Origin of the sequence: Lentzea miocenica, assembly GCF_033949945.1 — a bacterium.
Classification (GTDB): domain Bacteria; phylum Actinomycetota; class Actinomycetes; order Mycobacteriales; family Pseudonocardiaceae; genus Lentzea; species Lentzea miocenica.
The window spans coordinates 51,747-67,346 of record NZ_JAXAVW010000027.1 but is presented as its reverse complement, the minus strand read 5'-3'; the positions used below and the strand labels follow the sequence as shown (position 1 = coordinate 67,346).

At 69.6% G+C, this 15,600-nt stretch carries 19 protein-coding genes; 4 read left to right on the top strand and 15 right to left on the bottom strand.

The genetic code is table 11. From position 1 onward, the window contains the following. Positions 1-187 precede the first annotated feature (187 nt). Positions 188-1,336, top strand: coding sequence for an FAD-dependent monooxygenase (locus SK803_RS30010; protein ID WP_319969495.1), 1,149 nt, complete (start codon positions 188-190; stop codon positions 1,334-1,336). Here the strand turns inward: SK803_RS30010 and SK803_RS30005 are convergent. From SK803_RS30005 to SK803_RS29980, 6 genes are all read right to left on the bottom strand, one after another. Then, positions 1,333-1,893 carry a Uma2 family endonuclease gene (locus SK803_RS30005; protein WP_319969494.1) on the bottom strand — a complete coding sequence of 187 codons (561 nt, stop codon included), beginning with the start codon at positions 1,891-1,893 and terminating at the stop codon, positions 1,333-1,335. The two genes, SK803_RS30010 and SK803_RS30005, sit on opposite strands and share 4 nt — an antisense overlap. Positions 1,894-2,097: 204 nt before the next feature. After that, on the bottom strand, positions 2,098-2,886 hold the full coding sequence (gene trpA, locus SK803_RS30000) for a tryptophan synthase subunit alpha (RefSeq protein ID WP_406601599.1): 789 nt from the start codon (positions 2,884-2,886) through the stop codon (positions 2,098-2,100). Continuing rightward, entirely contained in the window at positions 2,886-4,106 is a 1,221-nt protein-coding gene (gene trpB, locus SK803_RS29995) for a tryptophan synthase subunit beta (RefSeq protein WP_319969493.1), read from the bottom strand. The genes trpA and trpB overlap by 1 nt, the downstream gene beginning before the upstream one ends. Positions 4,107-4,127: 21 nt before the next feature. Beyond that, a complete protein-coding gene (trpC, locus tag SK803_RS29990) occupies positions 4,128-4,937 on the bottom strand; it encodes an indole-3-glycerol phosphate synthase TrpC (protein WP_319969492.1) in 810 nt (269 codons plus the stop codon). 132 nt (positions 4,938-5,069) lie between these two features. After that, positions 5,070-5,471, bottom strand: a complete 402-nt coding sequence (locus SK803_RS29985; protein WP_319969491.1) for a Trp biosynthesis-associated membrane protein — start codon at positions 5,469-5,471, stop codon at positions 5,070-5,072. Further along, positions 5,461-6,999: an anthranilate synthase component I gene (locus tag SK803_RS29980; protein ID WP_319969490.1), complete on the bottom strand. Its 1,539-nt coding sequence runs from the start codon at positions 6,997-6,999 to the stop codon at positions 5,461-5,463. Before SK803_RS29980 ends, SK803_RS29985 begins: the two co-directional genes overlap by 11 nt. 38 nt (positions 7,000-7,037) lie before the next feature. Between SK803_RS29980 and SK803_RS29975 the strand changes: the two genes are divergently transcribed. Next, positions 7,038-7,649 carry a TetR/AcrR family transcriptional regulator gene (locus tag SK803_RS29975; RefSeq protein ID WP_319969489.1) on the top strand — a complete coding sequence of 204 codons (612 nt, stop codon included), beginning with the start codon at positions 7,038-7,040 and terminating at the stop codon, positions 7,647-7,649. Between the two features lie 3 nt (positions 7,650-7,652). Here SK803_RS29975 and hisI read toward each other — a convergent pair whose 3' ends face one another. From hisI to hisF, 3 genes are read right to left on the bottom strand one after another with little or no spacing between them, the layout of a single operon-like run. Further along, positions 7,653-8,003 (bottom strand): phosphoribosyl-AMP cyclohydrolase, encoded by a 351-nt coding sequence (gene hisI, locus SK803_RS29970; RefSeq protein WP_319969488.1) that lies wholly within the window; start codon positions 8,001-8,003, stop codon positions 7,653-7,655. Continuing rightward, positions 8,000-8,374: a hypothetical protein gene (locus SK803_RS29965; RefSeq protein WP_319969487.1), complete on the bottom strand. Its 375-nt coding sequence runs from the start codon at positions 8,372-8,374 to the stop codon at positions 8,000-8,002. The genes hisI and SK803_RS29965 overlap by 4 nt, the downstream gene beginning before the upstream one ends. After that, complete coding sequence (gene hisF / locus SK803_RS29960; RefSeq protein WP_319969486.1) at positions 8,371-9,129, bottom strand: imidazole glycerol phosphate synthase subunit HisF; 759 nt, start codon at positions 9,127-9,129, stop codon at positions 8,371-8,373. The genes SK803_RS29965 and hisF overlap by 4 nt, the downstream gene beginning before the upstream one ends. A 45-nt stretch (positions 9,130-9,174) precedes the next feature. Here hisF and SK803_RS29955 point away from each other — a divergent pair, with 45 nt between their 5' ends. Next, positions 9,175-9,555, top strand: a complete 381-nt coding sequence (locus SK803_RS29955) for a PPOX class F420-dependent oxidoreductase (RefSeq protein ID WP_319969485.1) — start codon at positions 9,175-9,177, stop codon at positions 9,553-9,555. Between the two features lie 65 nt (positions 9,556-9,620). After that, the gene (locus SK803_RS29950) at positions 9,621-10,322 is read left to right on the top strand and encodes a Clp protease N-terminal domain-containing protein (protein WP_319969484.1); all 702 of its coding nucleotides are present in this window, start codon (positions 9,621-9,623) and stop codon (positions 10,320-10,322) included. Here the strand turns inward: SK803_RS29950 and priA are convergent. From priA to SK803_RS29920, 6 genes are all read right to left on the bottom strand, one after another. Then, a complete protein-coding gene (gene priA / locus SK803_RS29945) occupies positions 10,288-11,019 on the bottom strand; it encodes a bifunctional 1-(5-phosphoribosyl)-5-((5-phosphoribosylamino)methylideneamino)imidazole-4-carboxamide isomerase/phosphoribosylanthranilate isomerase PriA (protein ID WP_319969483.1) in 732 nt (243 codons plus the stop codon). The genes SK803_RS29950 and priA overlap by 35 nt on opposite strands. Continuing rightward, the gene (locus SK803_RS29940) at positions 11,016-12,260 is read right to left on the bottom strand and encodes a hypothetical protein (RefSeq protein WP_319969482.1); all 1,245 of its coding nucleotides are present in this window, start codon (positions 12,258-12,260) and stop codon (positions 11,016-11,018) included. Before SK803_RS29940 ends, priA begins: the two co-directional genes overlap by 4 nt. Further along, the gene (hisH, locus tag SK803_RS29935; RefSeq protein ID WP_319969481.1) at positions 12,257-12,892 is read right to left on the bottom strand and encodes an imidazole glycerol phosphate synthase subunit HisH; all 636 of its coding nucleotides are present in this window, start codon (positions 12,890-12,892) and stop codon (positions 12,257-12,259) included. The genes SK803_RS29940 and hisH overlap by 4 nt, the downstream gene beginning before the upstream one ends. A gap of 10 nt (positions 12,893-12,902) precedes the next feature. Beyond that, positions 12,903-13,715 carry a hypothetical protein gene (locus tag SK803_RS29930; RefSeq protein ID WP_319969479.1) on the bottom strand — a complete coding sequence of 271 codons (813 nt, stop codon included), beginning with the start codon at positions 13,713-13,715 and terminating at the stop codon, positions 12,903-12,905. Positions 13,716-14,007: 292 nt separating this feature from the next. After that, positions 14,008-14,901 carry a transketolase family protein gene (locus tag SK803_RS29925; RefSeq protein ID WP_319969478.1) on the bottom strand — a complete coding sequence of 298 codons (894 nt, stop codon included), beginning with the start codon at positions 14,899-14,901 and terminating at the stop codon, positions 14,008-14,010. After that, the gene (locus tag SK803_RS29920; RefSeq protein WP_319969477.1) at positions 14,901-15,563 is read right to left on the bottom strand and encodes a thiamine pyrophosphate-dependent enzyme; all 663 of its coding nucleotides are present in this window, start codon (positions 15,561-15,563) and stop codon (positions 14,901-14,903) included. Before SK803_RS29920 ends, SK803_RS29925 begins: the two co-directional genes overlap by 1 nt. Positions 15,564-15,600 lie beyond the last annotated feature (37 nt).

Below are 15,600 nucleotides of genomic sequence, written 5' to 3'. Positions count from 1 at the left end.
GGGTTGAAGATCGGCCGGCAATGGAACCCGACGTGACCAACAGGCCTGCGGCCCAACCGCGCGGGAAACCCCCAGACCTTCTCTGCTGGGCGCGTCGATCCGGGCCCCGCCGTCTTCTTAGGGGGTTCGTGATCGCTGAGCCGAGATACTCGGACGCGGTCTGAGGCGGACTCGCGAAAGGTCGGACATGACGGTCCTGGTGGTCGGCGGCGGTATCGGTGGCCTGGCTGCGGCGCTCGGGCTCGCGCGGGCCGGGCATCGCGTGACGGTTCTCGAGGCTGCCGCGGTGTTCGAGGAGATCGGGGCCGGCATTCAGGTGGGGCCCAACGGGTTTCGCATGCTCGATCTGCTGGGTGTGGGGGCCGTGGTGCGGTCGCGGGCCGTGCACGTGGACGAGTTGCGGTTGCGGTGCGGGGTTTCCGGGCGGTTGATCGCCGGGTTGCCGGTCGACGCCGGGTTTCAGGAGCGGTTCGGCACGTATGCGGTGGTGCATCGCAACGACGTGCTGACGCCGTTGCTCGACGCCTGCCAGAACCACGAGTTGGTCGACCTGAGGGTCAACAGCGGTGTGGAGGCGTACACGCAGGACGCCGACGGGGTCACGGTGGTGACGCGGGCCGGCGATCTGGTGCACGGCGAGGCGCTCGTGGGTGCGGACGGGTTGCGGTCGGCGGTGCGGCGGCAGCTCGTCGGTGACGGGGAACCGCCGGTGTCCGGGCACACGACGTTTCGCGCGGTCATTCCCGCTCAGGACGTGCCGCGCTCGTTGAAGGAGAACGTCGTCACGCTCTGGGCCGGGCCGCGCTACCACGTGGTTTGGTACGTGATCGCCGGTGGGCGGTACGTCAACCTGGTGGCCACGGCGGACAACGGTGCCACGGAGCCCATGACTGGCAAGCCCGTGGAGCACGCGGAGGTCATGCAGCACTTCGTGCCGTTGTGCGATGACGCGACGCGGGTCATGGAGCTGGCGCATGAGTGGCGCGCGTGGGTGTTGTGCGACCGTGCACCGATCACGACGTGGCAGGACTCGCGGGTCGTGTTGCTCGGGGACGCCGCCCATCCCGTGCTGCAGTACGCCGCGCAGGGCGCCTGTCAGGCGTTGGAGGACGCCGTGTGCCTCTCCTCCGTGTTCGAACCCCGTGACGTGGTCGGCTCTTTTGCGCGGTACGTGTCGCTCCGCTTGGAGCGCACCGCGCGCGTCCACCACGCTTCACGGGTGATGGGCCGGGAGGTCTACCACCCAGCCGGTGACGCCGCCGCGGCCCGTGACGCGATGTTCGCGTCGTGGACCGTCGCTGACCTGTACGAACGGCTGGAGTGGCTCTACGGCTAGAACTTGATGCTGACCGGGAACGGCCGTTCGGTCTCCAGCACGCCGTTCACGCTCTGCGCGATCTCGACGTATTCAGTGCCCTGGAGTTCGAGCAACGTGGCCTCGACGACGCGCGGCTCCGGGTCGACCATCAGGTAGTACCGAATACCCGCCTGGGCGTACAGGCTGCGCTTCAGACCCTCGTCGTTGAGCCGCGTGCTCGGCGAGAACACCTCGCCGACGAGCACCACGTCGGACACCGGGAACATGACGCCCGCTTCTCGAGGCCTCACAACCGTGAAGTCCGGGATCACCAGGCGCCCGCTCGAAAGCAGGACGTTCAACTCGATCGTGGTCTGAAGGTAGTCCGGGCAGGAAGCGCGCAGGGCGGCCGCGGCATCGAACACCAGGTTCTGGTGCCGATAGGACCCCATCGGGCTCACGAGAAGCATCCCGTCGACGAGCTCGACACGCTGGCTGTTGTCCTCCGGCAGCGACAGGACGTCGTCGAGCGACCAGGGGCCCGCGTGCTTCGGCAACAGGTAGGCGGCTGGTGCCGTCTCTGCTGGAGCTGCCACAGGGCATCACCTCCGAAAACCGCCCGGCGACCACCAGTGTGGCACGCCGGGCGAATAGCTGGCTTGTGCATGAGTCCACGATCGCAGGCCAGACCGACGATTCCAGGTCGTTTTGACTCCAACCGACCCAGATTCACTCGATCAAGTGTTCGAGTCCGCGTCACGCTTGCGTGGAAGCACTCCAAGCCGCACAGGAGGAGAAACTCAGACCGTCGCAGCGGCCGATCGCACGCCCTTGGCCAGGTCGGCGGCCAGCGCACGCACCGCACCATCGCCCTCAGCCACCGCCGAGACGAAAGCAGAACCGACGATCACGCCGTCCGCGAACCCGGCGATCTCCGCAGCCTGCGCACCGGACCGCACGCCCAGCCCGACACCGACCGGAATGGAGGTGTGTTCACGCACCCGCGCAACGAGTTCAGGAGCAGCTGACGACACCACGTCACGGGCACCGGTGACGCCCATGACCGCGGTGGCGTAGAGGAAGCCGGAGGAGGCACGCGCGGTCATCGCGATGCGCTCCTCGGTCGACGACGGCGCCACCAGGAAGATCCGGTCCAGCCCGTGCGCCGCGGAGGCCGCCATCCAGTCGTCGGCCTCGTCCGGCACGAGGTCGGGCGTGATCATCCCGAGGCCACCCGCGGCGGCGAGGTCGCGTGCGAACGCGTCCACGCCGTACTTCAGGACGGGGTTCCAGTACGACATCACGACCGCACGCCCGCCGGCGTCAGCCACGGCGGACACCACGTCGAACAGGTCGCGCACGCGGAAACCGGCGCTCAGGGCCTGCTCGGCGGCGGCCTGGATGGTCGGACCGTCGATCACCGGGTCGGAGAACGGCAGACCGACCTCGACCAGGTCACAACCAGCGTCGATCATCGAACGGAGGTAGTCCTTGGAGCCCTCGACCGTCGGGAAGCCCGCCGGGAGGTAGCCGACGAGCGCGGCCCGCGACTCGGCCTTCGCCGCCGAAAACACGTCAGACAACGACATCAGGCCTGTCCCCCGTCACCGAGGCCGAAGTACGCAACGGCCGTGTCCATGTCCTTGTCCCCACGCCCGGACAGGTTCACGACCAGCAGGCCGTCCGGTCCGAGCGACGGCCCGAGCTTCAGCGCGCCCGCGAGGGCGTGCGAGGACTCGATCGCCGGGATGATGCCCTCGGTCCGCGACAACAGGGCGAACGCCTCCATCGCCTCGGCGTCGGTCACCGGGAAGTACTCGGCCCGGCCGATGTCCTTGAGGTGCGAGTGCTCAGGTCCCACGCCGGGGTAGTCGAGACCAGCGGAGATCGAGTGCGCCTCGGTGATCTGGCCGTCCTCGTCCTGCATCACGTACGACATCGCGCCGTGCAGGGAGCCGGGCGTGCCGGCGGTGAGCGTCGCGCCGTGGCTGCCGCTGTCCAGACCGGAACCGCCGGGCTCGACACCGACCAGGCGGACGTCGAGGTCGTCGATGAAGCCGTGGAAGATGCCGATCGCGTTCGACCCGCCACCGACGCAGGCGACGACGGCGTCGGGCAGGCGGCCGGCCTTCTCGAGGATCTGCTCGCGCGCCTCGATGCCGATGACCCGGTGGAAGTCGCGCACCAGCAGCGGGAACGGGTGCGGGCCCGCGGCGGTGCCGAGCAGGTAGTGCGTCTCGTCGACGTTGGCGACCCAGTCGCGCAGCGCCTCGTTGATCGCGTCCTTCAGCGTCCGCGAGCCGGACTTCACCGGGATGACCTCGGCGCCCAGCAAACGCATGCGGGCGACGTTCAACGACTGGCGCTCGGTGTCGACCTCGCCCATGTAGACGACGCAGTCGAGGCCGAGCAGCGCGCACGCCGTCGCGGTCGCGACGCCGTGCTGGCCCGCACCCGTCTCGGCGATCACGCGCTTCTTGCCCATGCGCTTGGTCAGCAGCGCCTGACCCAGCACGTTGTTGATCTTGTGCGAACCCGTGTGGTTCAGGTCCTCGCGCTTGAGGAACACGCGCGTGCCGGCGTGCTCCGCGAACTTCGGCGCCTCCGTCAGCAGCGACGGACGGCCCGCGAAGTCCCTCAGCAGGCGCTGGAACTCGTTCACGAACTCCGGGTCCAGGCGCGCCTTGTCGTACTCGGCGGCCAGCTCGTCCACCGCCGCGATCAGGGCCTCCGGAACGAACCGGCCTCCCCACGGGCCGAAATGGCCCCGTGCGTCGGGATCATGCGGCGTGGGCGTGAACTGGCCCATCGGATAGCTCCTCTAGCGCTGTTATCGGCTGGGCCGCGGGCACGCGGGGTGCGAACCGGCGGTCACGAGCTTGTTGACGGCGGCCTTGGGGTCGCCGCTGGTCACCAGGCTTTCGCCGACGAGCACCGCGTCGGCGCCGGCACCGGCGTACGACATCAGGTCGCCGGGCCCGGTCACGCCCGACTCGGCGATCTTGATCGTCTCGAAGGGTAGTCCGGGAGCGATCCTGCCGAAAACGTCTTTGTCCACCTCCAGCGTGTGGAGGTTGCGCGCGTTGACCCCGATGACCGACGAACCCGCTTCGAGCGCACGGTCGGCCTCCTCGGCCGTGTGCACCTCGACGAGCGCCGTCATGCCGAGCGACTCGACCCGGTCGAGCAGCGACACCAGCGCGTTCTGCTCCAGCGCCGCCACGATCAGCAGCACCAGGTCCGCGCCGTGCATCCGCGCCTCGTGCACCTGGTACGGCGAGACGATGAAGTCCTTGCGCAGCAGGGGGATCTTCACCGCCCGGCGCACGGCGTCGAAGTCCGCGAGCGACCCGCCGAAGCGGCGTTGCTCGGTCAGCACACTGATCACCGACGCGCCGCCCGCCTCGTACGCGGACGCGAGCTCGGCAGGCTCCGGGATCTCCGCCAGCGCGCCCTTGGAGGGGCTGCGGCGCTTGACCTCGGCGATGACACCCACGTTCGGCCCGCGCAGCACTGACATCACGTCGAGCGGCGGAGTTGCCTTGGTCGCGCGCTCCTTGACGACGTCGAAGGACAACTGAGCCTCGCGAGCGGCGAGATCCTCACGCACACCTTCGAGGATCGACTCGAGAACCGTCACAGTGTTGCTCCCCTTCCCGCTACGGGGATGCTAACCCCGGCGGAGTAATGCCCCAGCCACCGGGGGTTCGGTGTCCACGCAGCTAGCCGTGGCTGTACACGTGTCACATGCGTGAATGAGGACGAATGATCTTCACTCGTTCGAGACCGGCCCGCCGGCCAACGTATCGTCGGTCGGATCATCTCCACGCTCCAGCGCGCGCCACATGTCCGTCTCGGGGTCGCGCGGACGGGCCTTCTGCCCGCCCACCCCGATCTTCGGCATGCGGGCCCCGAACACCGCTTGAAGCACGCCGGAGGCCACCACGAGAACGCCTCCGGCGATCGCCAGCCAGTGCCCGGAGAACGCGCCGGCGATGCCAACGACGACGAGCAACGCGCCGAGGATCCGGCGCGCCGTCCCACTCAGCGCGACGACCGCCGCGACGGACGCGAGGCTCAGCAGCGCGATCGGCACCGAGCCCGCGCCCCAGAAGGCACCCGCCGCGCCCACGAGCAGGAGCGCGGCGATCCACAGTGGACGGCTAGCTTTCAACAGCCGGCGCCATCGTCTGCGCGGTGGCGATCGCGGCCAGCACCGCGCCCGCCTTGTTCAGGCACTCGTTGTCCTCGGCCAGCGGGTCCGAGTCCGCGACGATGCCGCCGCCCGCCTGCACGTACGCCGTCCCCTCGCGCACGAGGGCGGTCCGGATGGCGATGGCGGTGTCCGCGTCCCCGGCGAAGTCGAAATAGCCCACAACGCCGCCGTAGAGGCCACGACGGGTGGGTTCCAGCTCCTCGATGAGCTCCATCGCGCGCGGCTTGGGCGCGCCGGACAGCGTGCCGGCCGGGAAGCAGGCCGCGACCGCGTCGTAGGCCGTCTTGCCCTCGGCGAGCTCACCGGTCACGGTCGACACGATGTGCATGACGTGGCTGTACCGCTCGACCTTGAAGAAGTCGACGACGTGCACGGAACCCGGCTTGCAGACGCGGCCGAGGTCGTTGCGGCCGAGGTCGACGAGCATGAGGTGCTCGGCGCGTTCCTTGTGGTCGGCGAGGAGGTCCTTCTCCAGCAGGGCGTCCTCCTCGGGGTCCTCCGCGCGCCAGCGGGTGCCCGCGATGGGGTGGGTGGTCGCCTTGCCGTCCCGCACGGTCACGAGCGACTCGGGGCTGGAGCCCACGATGTCGAACCCCTCGAGGCGCAACAGGTACATGTACGGGCTGGGGTTCGTCGCGCGCAGCACCCGGTAGATGTCGAGCGCGTCGGCGTCCGTGTCGATCTCGAACCGCTGCGACACCACGACCTGGAACGCCTCGCCCGCCCGGATGGCCTCCTTGGCCTTCTCGACGGCCGCGAAGTGCTCCGCCTGCGAGCGCCGGCGCCGGAACTCGGGCTTCGGCCGCGCGAACACGGCGGCGGTCGGCGGCGCGGGCGTGTGCAGCTGCGTCGTCATCTCGTCGAGGCGCCGCACCGCGTCGTCGTACGCGGCGTCGACGCGCTCGGGCGAGTCGTCCCAGTTGATCGCGTTCGCGATGAGCGTGACGGTGCCCTCGTGGTGGTCCAGCGCCGCGAGGTCGGTCGCGAGCAGCATGACCAGCTCGGGGATCTTCAGGTCGTCCTCGGCGATGACCGGCAGCCGCTCCAGCCGCCGCACCGCGTCGTAGCCGATGTAGCCGACCATGCCGCCGGTCAGCGGGGGCATGCCGGGCAACGGGTCCGTGCGCAGCACCTCGACGGTCTCGCGCAGGGCCTCCAGCGGGTCGCCGCCGTCCGGGAGGCCGACGGGCCGCGTGCCCGTCCAGTACGCCTCACCGCCGGTCGCCGTCAGCGCCGCCGAGGACTGCACGCCGATGAACGACCATCGCGACCACGAGCGCCCGTTCTCCGCCGATTCGAAGAGGAACGTGCCGGGACGATCCGCCCCGAGCTTGCGGTACAGCCCGACCGGGGTCTCGGCGTCCGCCAGCAGCCTGCGCACCACCGGGATGACCCGGCGGTTCACCGCCAGCTCGCGGAACTCCTCACGCGTAGGACTCACGGACCCCAGACCAACGGAAGCCACAGCCCCGATGACGCTCACCATGCCGGTAATTGTTGCATAAATTCAACATCTGTTGAACTATGACCCGTGTGGAGCAAGTGAACCAGAAACGCCGAGGCCGCCGCGCCGCGGGAGAGGACACCAGGGCCGCCCTCGTCGCCGCCGCCCGCGAGGTGTTCGTGGAAAAGGGCTACGACGGCGCCACGGTCCGCGCGATCGCCGCCAGGGCCGGCGTCGACGCGGCCATGGTCAACCACTGGTTCGGCGGCAAGGAAGGCCTGTTCGCCCAGTCCGTGCTGCAGCTCCCGTTCGACCCGGCCGAGATCCTCAAACGCCTGATGGACGGCCCGGTCGAGCAGGCGGGCGAACGCATCATCCGCACCTTCATCACCGTCTGGGACGCGACCGGCGGCGGCACCTTCGCCGCCCTGATCCGCAGCGTCACCAGTCAGGAGGCGGTGGCGAACGCGCTGAGGTCGTTCCTCATCAACGCGATCTTCAGCAAGGTGCTCACGGAGATCGGCGCGGAGCAACGCGAGCTGCGGGCCACGCTGTGCGCGACCCAGATGGTCGGACTCGGCATCGTCCGGTACGTCGTCCACTTCGAACCGCTGGCGTCGATCGACGTCGACACGCTGGTCAGGACGGTGGCGCCGAACCTGCAGCGCTACCTGACGGGCGACCTGGACTGACCGTCACTCCCCGGCGAGCAGCACGGTCGCGTCGAAGCACGTGCGGTCGCCCGTGTGGCAGGCGGCGCCGACCTGGTCGACGATCAGCAGCAACGTGTCGCCGTCGCAGTCGAGCCGCACCTCGTGCACGTACTGGGTGTGCCCGGAGGTCTCGCCCTTCACCCACAGCTGCTGGCGGCTGCGCGAGTAGTAGGTCGCGCGGCGGGTGGTGAGGGTGCGGTGCAGCGCCTCGTCGTCCATCCACGCCACCATCAGCACTTCACGGGTGTCGCGCTGCTGGGCGACCGCGCAGACCAGGCCGTCCGGGGTGCGCTTGAGCCGCGCGGAGACGGCGGGATCGAGCGGGGTGCTCAACGGGGTCCTCCCAGGTGTTCACGAGCGGGTCCGGTGTTGAGCAGGACCACGCCGTAGATGTGCACTGCGGACAGCACGCCGGACGCGACGCGGGCCCACGCCGGTCCGTCGGCCAGCACGATCACGAGATGCAGCAGGGCGACGAGGATGAACACCACCATCGCCGGGTAGTGCATGAACCGCAGCCGCAACAACAGCGACGCCGCGACGAGCAGTTCGAAGAGCGCGACGAACGACGGCAGCTTCAGCACGTCCGCGTCGCCGGTCGAGCGCCACAGGATCAGGCCGACGACGAAGAACACCAGCGCGCCGCCGAACGCGACCGCCGAGGCCACCCGCACCTCGACCGGCTTCAGTGCACCCGGATTCATCGCACTACGACGCCGGCCTGGCGGAGGCCGTCCTTGACCTCGCCGATGCGGAGCTGTCCGAAGTGGAAGACGCTGGCGGCCAGCACGGCGTCGGCGCCCGCGGCGACCGCCGGCGGGAAGTGGTCGATCGCGCCCGCGCCACCGCTGGCGATCAGCGGAACGTCGACCTCGCGCCGGACCAGCTCGATCAGTTCGAGGTCGAACCCGGCCTTGGTGCCGTCGGCGTCCATGGAGTTCAGCAGGATCTCGCCGACACCCAGCTCCTGGCCGCGGGCGGCCCACTCGACGGCGTCGATGCCGGTGCCGTTGCGCCCGCCGTGCGTGGTGACCTCGAACCCGGTGCCGCCGGGCACGCGCCGCGCGTCGACCGACAGCACGATGCACTGCGCCCCGTACCGCTCCGAGCACTCCTTGAGCAGCTCCGGCCGCGCGATCGCCGCGGTGTTGAGGCTGACCTTGTCCGCACCCGCGCGGAGCAGCTTGTTCACGTCCTCGGGACTGCGCACGCCGCCGCCGACCGTGAGGGGGATGAACACCTGCTCGGCGGTGCGGCGCACCACGTCGAACGTCGTCTCGCGGTCGCCGCTGCTGGCCGTCACGTCGAGGAACGTCAGCTCGTCGGCGCCCTCGGCGTCGTACACCCTGGCCAGCTCGACCGGGTCGCCCGCGTCGACGAGGTTGGTGAAGTTGACGCCCTTCACCACCCGGCCCCGGTCGACGTCGAGACAGGGGATGACACGGACCGCGACTGACATGCGCGAAAGCCTACAAGGGCGGCCTGAGGACTACGCTGCGGCGCCATGATCACCGAGTTGGGCCAAGGCCAGTACCTGCTGCTGACGACCTTCCGCAAGGACGGCACCCCGGTGCCCACGCCGGTCTGGGTCGCTCCGGGGCCGTCCGACGGCGTGATCTACGCCTGGAGCGCCAAGGAGACCGGCAAGGTCAAGCGGATCAGGCGCAGTGGAGACGTCGAAATCGGGCCGTGCGACCTCCGCGGCAACCCCCAGGGTGAGTCGATCAAGGCGCGCGCCCGGCTGCTGGACGACGACGCCAGCGACGACGTCCGCACGCGCATCGTGAAGAAGTACGGCTTCATGGGATGGCTGACGATGACCGGCAGCAAGCTGCGGCGGGGCCGCACGGGCACGGTCGGCATCGAGATCACGCTGCCGAGCTGAGCTCTCGACGCGAGAGCGTCAACCCGAGGTTGACGGTACGTTCGGCGTCAACCTAGAGTTGACGCGTGATCCAGTTGACCGACCTCATCGTCACGGTCGCCCAGGAAGCCGACGACGCCCTCGTGCGCCTCGCGAAAGCCGTCGAGATGAGCAGTCAGCTGAACGAGCTCGGCGACCACCTGATCGGCCACTTCGTCGACGAGGCACGCCGCGGCGGCGCGAGCTGGGCCGAGATCGGCGAGAGCCTCGGCGTCACCAAGCAGGCCGCGCAGAAGCGGTTCGTCCCCAAGGAGTCACCGGACCTCGGCAAGCCCTCGATGGACCGCTACACCCAGCGCTCCCGCCGGGTCATCGCGCTGGCGAGGCACCACGCGCGGTTCAGCGAGCGGATCGGCACCGAGCACCTGTTGCTGGGCCTGCTGGACGACTCGGGCGGGCTCGCGGCCAAGACCATCGCGAAGCTCGAGTCCGGCGACGGCAGCACCCGCATCGCCGTGCTGAACCGGCTGGAGAAGGTGCCCGTGCAGCGGCCGGAGAAGCAGCCGTACACGACGCACTGCAAGAAGGCGCTCGAACTGGCCGTCCGCGAGGCGCTCCGGATGGGCCACATGTTCATCGGCACCGAGCACATCCTGCTCGGCGTGCTGCTCGCCGAAGAAGGGACCGCGGCCGACGTGCTGCACACCACCGGTGTCACGCACGCGGCCGCGGCCGCTCACATCGAGGTCGTCGTCAACGGACCGCAGCAAGCGCTTCCGGGAGCGTGAAGGCACCGGCGTACAGGGCCTTGCCGATGATCGTGCCTTCCACCCCGTCGCGCGCCAGCTTCGACAGCGCCACCAGATCATCCACAGTGGACACGCCACCGGACGCGACGACCGGGGCGTCGGTGCGGGCGCAGACCTCGGCGAGCAGGTCCAGGTTCGGGCCCGTCAGCGTGCCGTCCTTGGACACGTCCGTCACGACGTAGCGGGCGCAGCCGTCGCGGTCGAGCCGGTCGAGGACCTCCCAGAGGTCGCCGCCGTCCGACGTCCAGCCGCGGCCCTTGACCCGGTGACCCTGCTCGGTGATGCGGACGTCCAGGCCCACGGCGATCTTCTCGCCGTACGCGGCGATGGCCTTCGCGCACCACTCCGGGTCTTCGAGCGCGGCCGTGCCGAGGTTGACGCGCGCGCAGCCGGTGGCCAGCGCGGCCTCCAGCGACGCGTCGTCGCGGATGCCGCCGGACAGCTCCACCTTCACGTCCAGCTCGCCGATGACGGCGGCCAGCAGCTCGCGGTTGGAGCCGCGCCCGAACGCCGCGTCGAGGTCGACGAGATGGATCCACTCCGCTCCGTCGCGCTGCCACTGCAAAGCCGCGTCCAGCGGTTCGCCGTAGTTCGTCTCGGTACCGGCTTCGCCCTGCACGAGCCGGACGGCACGACCGTCGGCCACGTCAACAGCGGGGAGGAGTGTGAACGTCACCCGGCCAGCCTAGCGTCCCCCAGCACGAGGGCGGCCACGCGCTCCTGGGCGTCCGCGGTGCGCACGAACTGCGCGGGAACAGGCGTGACCAGGAAACCGACGTACCGCGGGTACTGCTGCACCAACGCGAGGTACATGTACTGAGTGCCCGCGAGGTCAGCGTCCGTCAGGTCAGCGCACGGCGCCTGAGGGGAACCCTCCGGCATGAGGAAGAGCTCCTTGTCGGGAACGCGTTCCGCCAGCTTGGCCATCCTGGTTTCGAGCTGCTCGTAGCCGGCGCAGGGCTCCTGAAAACCGACCCAGTCGGCCTCAGGCGGCGCCTGGAACGTGTCGTCGATCGCGGCGCCCGCCACGACGAGCAGCACCTTCTTGCCGGGGAAGAACTTCTTGACCAGGCTCGCGCCGGCGGCGGTCCGGACCACGAAACCGTCGACGCCACCGAACTGCTGCCCTGCGGTCGCCTCCGGGCGGTCGCCGACGTCGATCAGGTTGAGGTTGCTGTGACCGCGCACGTCGGACTGGCGGGCACCGAGGTAGCCGTAGTGGCGCAGGGTCGAACCCGGCCGCTTGCGCAGGTCGTCGGAGTTGAGCGCCTCGATTCGCAGGTCGTCGACGAGGCTCGCGGTCGCAGGGCTGCCGGAGCCGAGGTAGACCCACAACCTGCCGGTCGGGACCGCGGTGCCGAGCGTGATGTTCCGGTGCTCGCCGTTGACGGTGAGGTCGAGCGCGGCGCCGGAGAGCTTCAGCGTCACCTCGTACGAACCGCGTGGCTGGACGGACGAGGTGACCACCGGCCGGCCCGGCTGCGACACCTCGATTCCCCCGTTGGCGCGCAACAGGAAACCGAGATCCACGTCCTCATTGGACGGGTGGCCGGTGCTGTTCGCCGAACGGCCGAGCACGATCGACGACCACCCGTCCGCCGCCGGCGTGAGCTTCGCCGAGATCGCCGAACCGGTGGAGGGCGCGTCGAGGCGCACCGCCGTCGTACCGCCGCGCATCGACAGCGCGCCGGGCCGCCGCGGGTCGTTGACGTGCACGGACCCGCCCGCCACCTGGCTGTACGTGACAGCTCCGGTGCCCTGGCGGTGCTTGAGGTTGTCGTTGAGTCCCAGCGTCTGCGGCGTGTGCACAGCGCCGTCGAAGTTGTCGTGGAACGGTGCCGGTGCGGCGTGCGCGCCCCTGGGCACGGCAACGCAGGCAGCCGCGAGCGCGGCTACCGTCAGCAGTCGTGTGATCACGACAAGCTAGTCAACCAGTTCCGCAGCAGCTGCGCGCCGGCATCACCGGACTTCTCCGGGTGGAACTGGGTCGCCCACAGCGGCCCGTTCTCGACGGCCGCGACGAACTCGTCGCCCGCGTGGTCCGCCCACGTCACCAGCGGCGGCTTGATGTGCTCGGCCGGCTCCAGCTCCCACCGGCGCACGCCGTACGAGTGCACGAAGTAGAACCGGGTGTCCTTGTCCAAGCCCGCGAACAGCTTCGAGTCCTCGGGCGCGCGCACGGTGTTCCAGCCCATGTGCGGCACGATCGGTGCCTCGAGCCGTTCGACGGTGCCGGGCCACTCGCCGCAGCCCTCGGTCAGCACGCCGTGCTCGATGCCGCGCTCGAACAGGATCTGCATGCCCACGCAGATGCCCAGCACCGGACGGCCACCGGCGAGGCGCTCACCGATGATCCGGGCGCCGCGCACCGAGTTCAGGCCCTCCATGCACGCCGCGTACGCACCGACGCCGGGCACGACCAGACCGTCCGCGTCGCGCGCGGCCCTGGCGTCCGACGTCACCTCGACATGGGCGCCGACCCGCTGAAGCGCGCGCTCGGCGGAGCGCAGGTTGCCGGAGCCATAGTCAAGTACGACGACACGTGCCACGCCGACCAGGCTAGTCGGTCGGGGCGGCACCCTGCGTCACCGGGATGACCGGCAGCACGGCGTTGATCGGCTTCCTGCGCACGAGCCGGCGCCGCAGCATGACTATCACTCCGGCCATCAGCGCCACCAGCACACCGGCGATGAGGTAGTACACGACCATCGGGATGTGCAGCAGAACCGTCACCAACGCCGTCAGCACGATCAACGGGAAGACCGCCGCGAGCGGCCACAGCTGCGCACGCGGTGGTTCCAGCGTCTGGAGCACGAAGTCCGCCCGGCCCTGCTCGGTGAGCTCGGCGACCCGCGCGACCTCCTCCAGTCCCGCGGCGCGGAAGAACTCGGGGATCGCGCCGGCGCCGTTCTCGAAGTCGCGGATGCGTTCGAGCGCACCCTTGCGGCTGGCCGGCGGGTACATCGCGGTGAGCTTGTCGATGGCGTCGAGCTGCCACTTCTCCTTCTCGCGCATGTTGATCAGGCCCGCGGTCGACCGGTCGAAGAGCTTCCCAGCCCCGCGGGACTGCTTCGCCGCAGCCGACAACCTCAGCACCGCCTCGCGCGAGCCCCACATGCTGGCGCGGCCGAGGGCGGTGGTGAAGAGGTAGAGCAGGGCCGCGTCGTCGTTCCACGCGGCCAGCGCGGCGCCGCCCGCCAGCTTGCGCACCCGGTTCGTCATGTAGGCGGCCTCGTTGAGCCTGGTGGCCGGCGGAGGCAGCAGCACCGTGCCGGACTGCACCGGGACGAGCGCCGCGGGACCGATGTTGCCGCTGTGCATGGCCTTCTGCAGCTCGGCGGCGTTCAACGGGGTCCAGATCAGCATTCTCACGTGCAACATCATTCCTCTTCGGTCGCACGGGCCTGGACCGACATGCCAAGAAGGTCTTGTTCCGGGGCCGGGCCGGTGCGCCGACCGCCCCCGAGCGGTCGTCTCCGTCCACACCAGACCAGGACTCGGACGTGTGCGGATCCGGGCCGGGCACGGACGTGCCGTGCGGAACGGGCGCCAGCGACCTCGGGCGGGCGCGCGTCCGCTCAGCACCGTCCGTGCCGGCTCCGGATCAGACGGCGCGAGAAGGCGCGCCGGTCCAGTCATCCCCCATGACTGCGAACATGTCTCTTCACCCCCTGAAGAAACTTCGCACAGCACTCCCCAGCCCCACCACGTCGAGATCGTGCGCGGCGTCGTGATCCTCGGCCGTGCCGTAGTTGCGGAGTTCTGCGTGTCGTTTGACGCCTATACAACGCACGCGGTGCGGAATCAGTTGCAGTGAATCGGAAACTAGATGAGATGAAGTTCCTTCGAGATACGGCTCCACCACCATGACGTCGGCGTGGTCCGTCTCCTGCACCGCCTTGCGCAGTCCGTCCGAGTCGAACGGTCGAACGGTGGCCGTGTACAGCACGGTGACGTCGGCGTTCTCCGAGTCGACCGCCTTGAGCACGCGGTCGAGCATCGGCCCGACGGCGAGCACCACACCGCGTTTTCCGTGACGCAGCGCGGTGAAGCCTTCACCCACCGGATACGCCTGCGTGTTCTCGTGCAGCGAAAGCCTGACGTAGACCCGGTTGTCGTCCTTCAACGCCTGCCGCAGCAGAGGCGTGACCTCATCCGCGTGTCCAGGCACGTGAACGGTCCAGCCGGGCAGCGTGTCGAACAACGCGACGTCGCCCGGTGACTGGTGCGTGCGCCCCCACGCCGGGTCGTCATAGGAAGCGCCGATGCTCACGAACACCGCGCCCACGTCCTGATGACCGATGTCGAGCTTGATCTGCTCGTACGGCCGTTCGACGAGGAACGGCGCGTAGCTGTGCACGACCGGCCGCAACCCCGCCAACGCCAGACCGCCCGCCACGCCGACCATGGTCTGCTCGCGGATTCCGACGTCCACGACGCGTTCGTTCTCCTGCGGGAACTCGTTGCTGGAGATCACCGCGGTCACCACGGCGATCCGCGGGTCGTGTGAGATCTCGTCGTTGACCGTCTTGACGAAGGCCTGGCGCATCGTGGTCATCAGTAGCTCCTCTCGATCTTGGCGACCACCGCGTACGGGCGGTCGTGCGGCGCGGTCAGCGCGGCGAAGACAGCCTCGTGGTCACGGCCGTCGATCTCGGTGGCCTGCCAGCCCTCGACGGCGAAGCGGCGCGCGATGCCACCGGGCCAGCCGTACATCGCGGACCGGTTGTCGATCACGATCGCGGTGAGGTTCGCGACGTTCAGCCGCGCCGCCACCGCGATCGCCTCGTGGTTGCTGCCCTCGTCCAGCTCACCGTCGCCGACCAGCACGAACGTCCGCCCGCGGCTCTTGTGCACCCGCTGCCCGATCGCGGTCCCCACCGCGATCGGCAGGCCGTGGCCGAGCGAGCCGCTGCTGATCTCGACGCCGGGAACGAGCACCCGGTCGGGGTGCTGGCCGAGCGGGCTGTCCCACGAGGTCCACTCGTCCAAAATGGACTCGTCGATGAACCCCTTCTCCGCCAGCACCGCGTAGTAGGCCATCGGCCCGTGCCCCTTGGACAGCAGGAACCGGTCGCGATCGGGGTCGTCGACGGTGGCCGGGGTGACGTTGAGGATCTGGTCGTAGAGAACCCAGAGCACGTCGATCGTGGAAGCCGCCGCCCACTCGTGCTTCTCGTCCCCGGCCATCCTCGCGAAGAGCTCTGGTATCCGTTGCATGGCACCAACTGTTCAACCTCGACCATGCTGGAGGTCA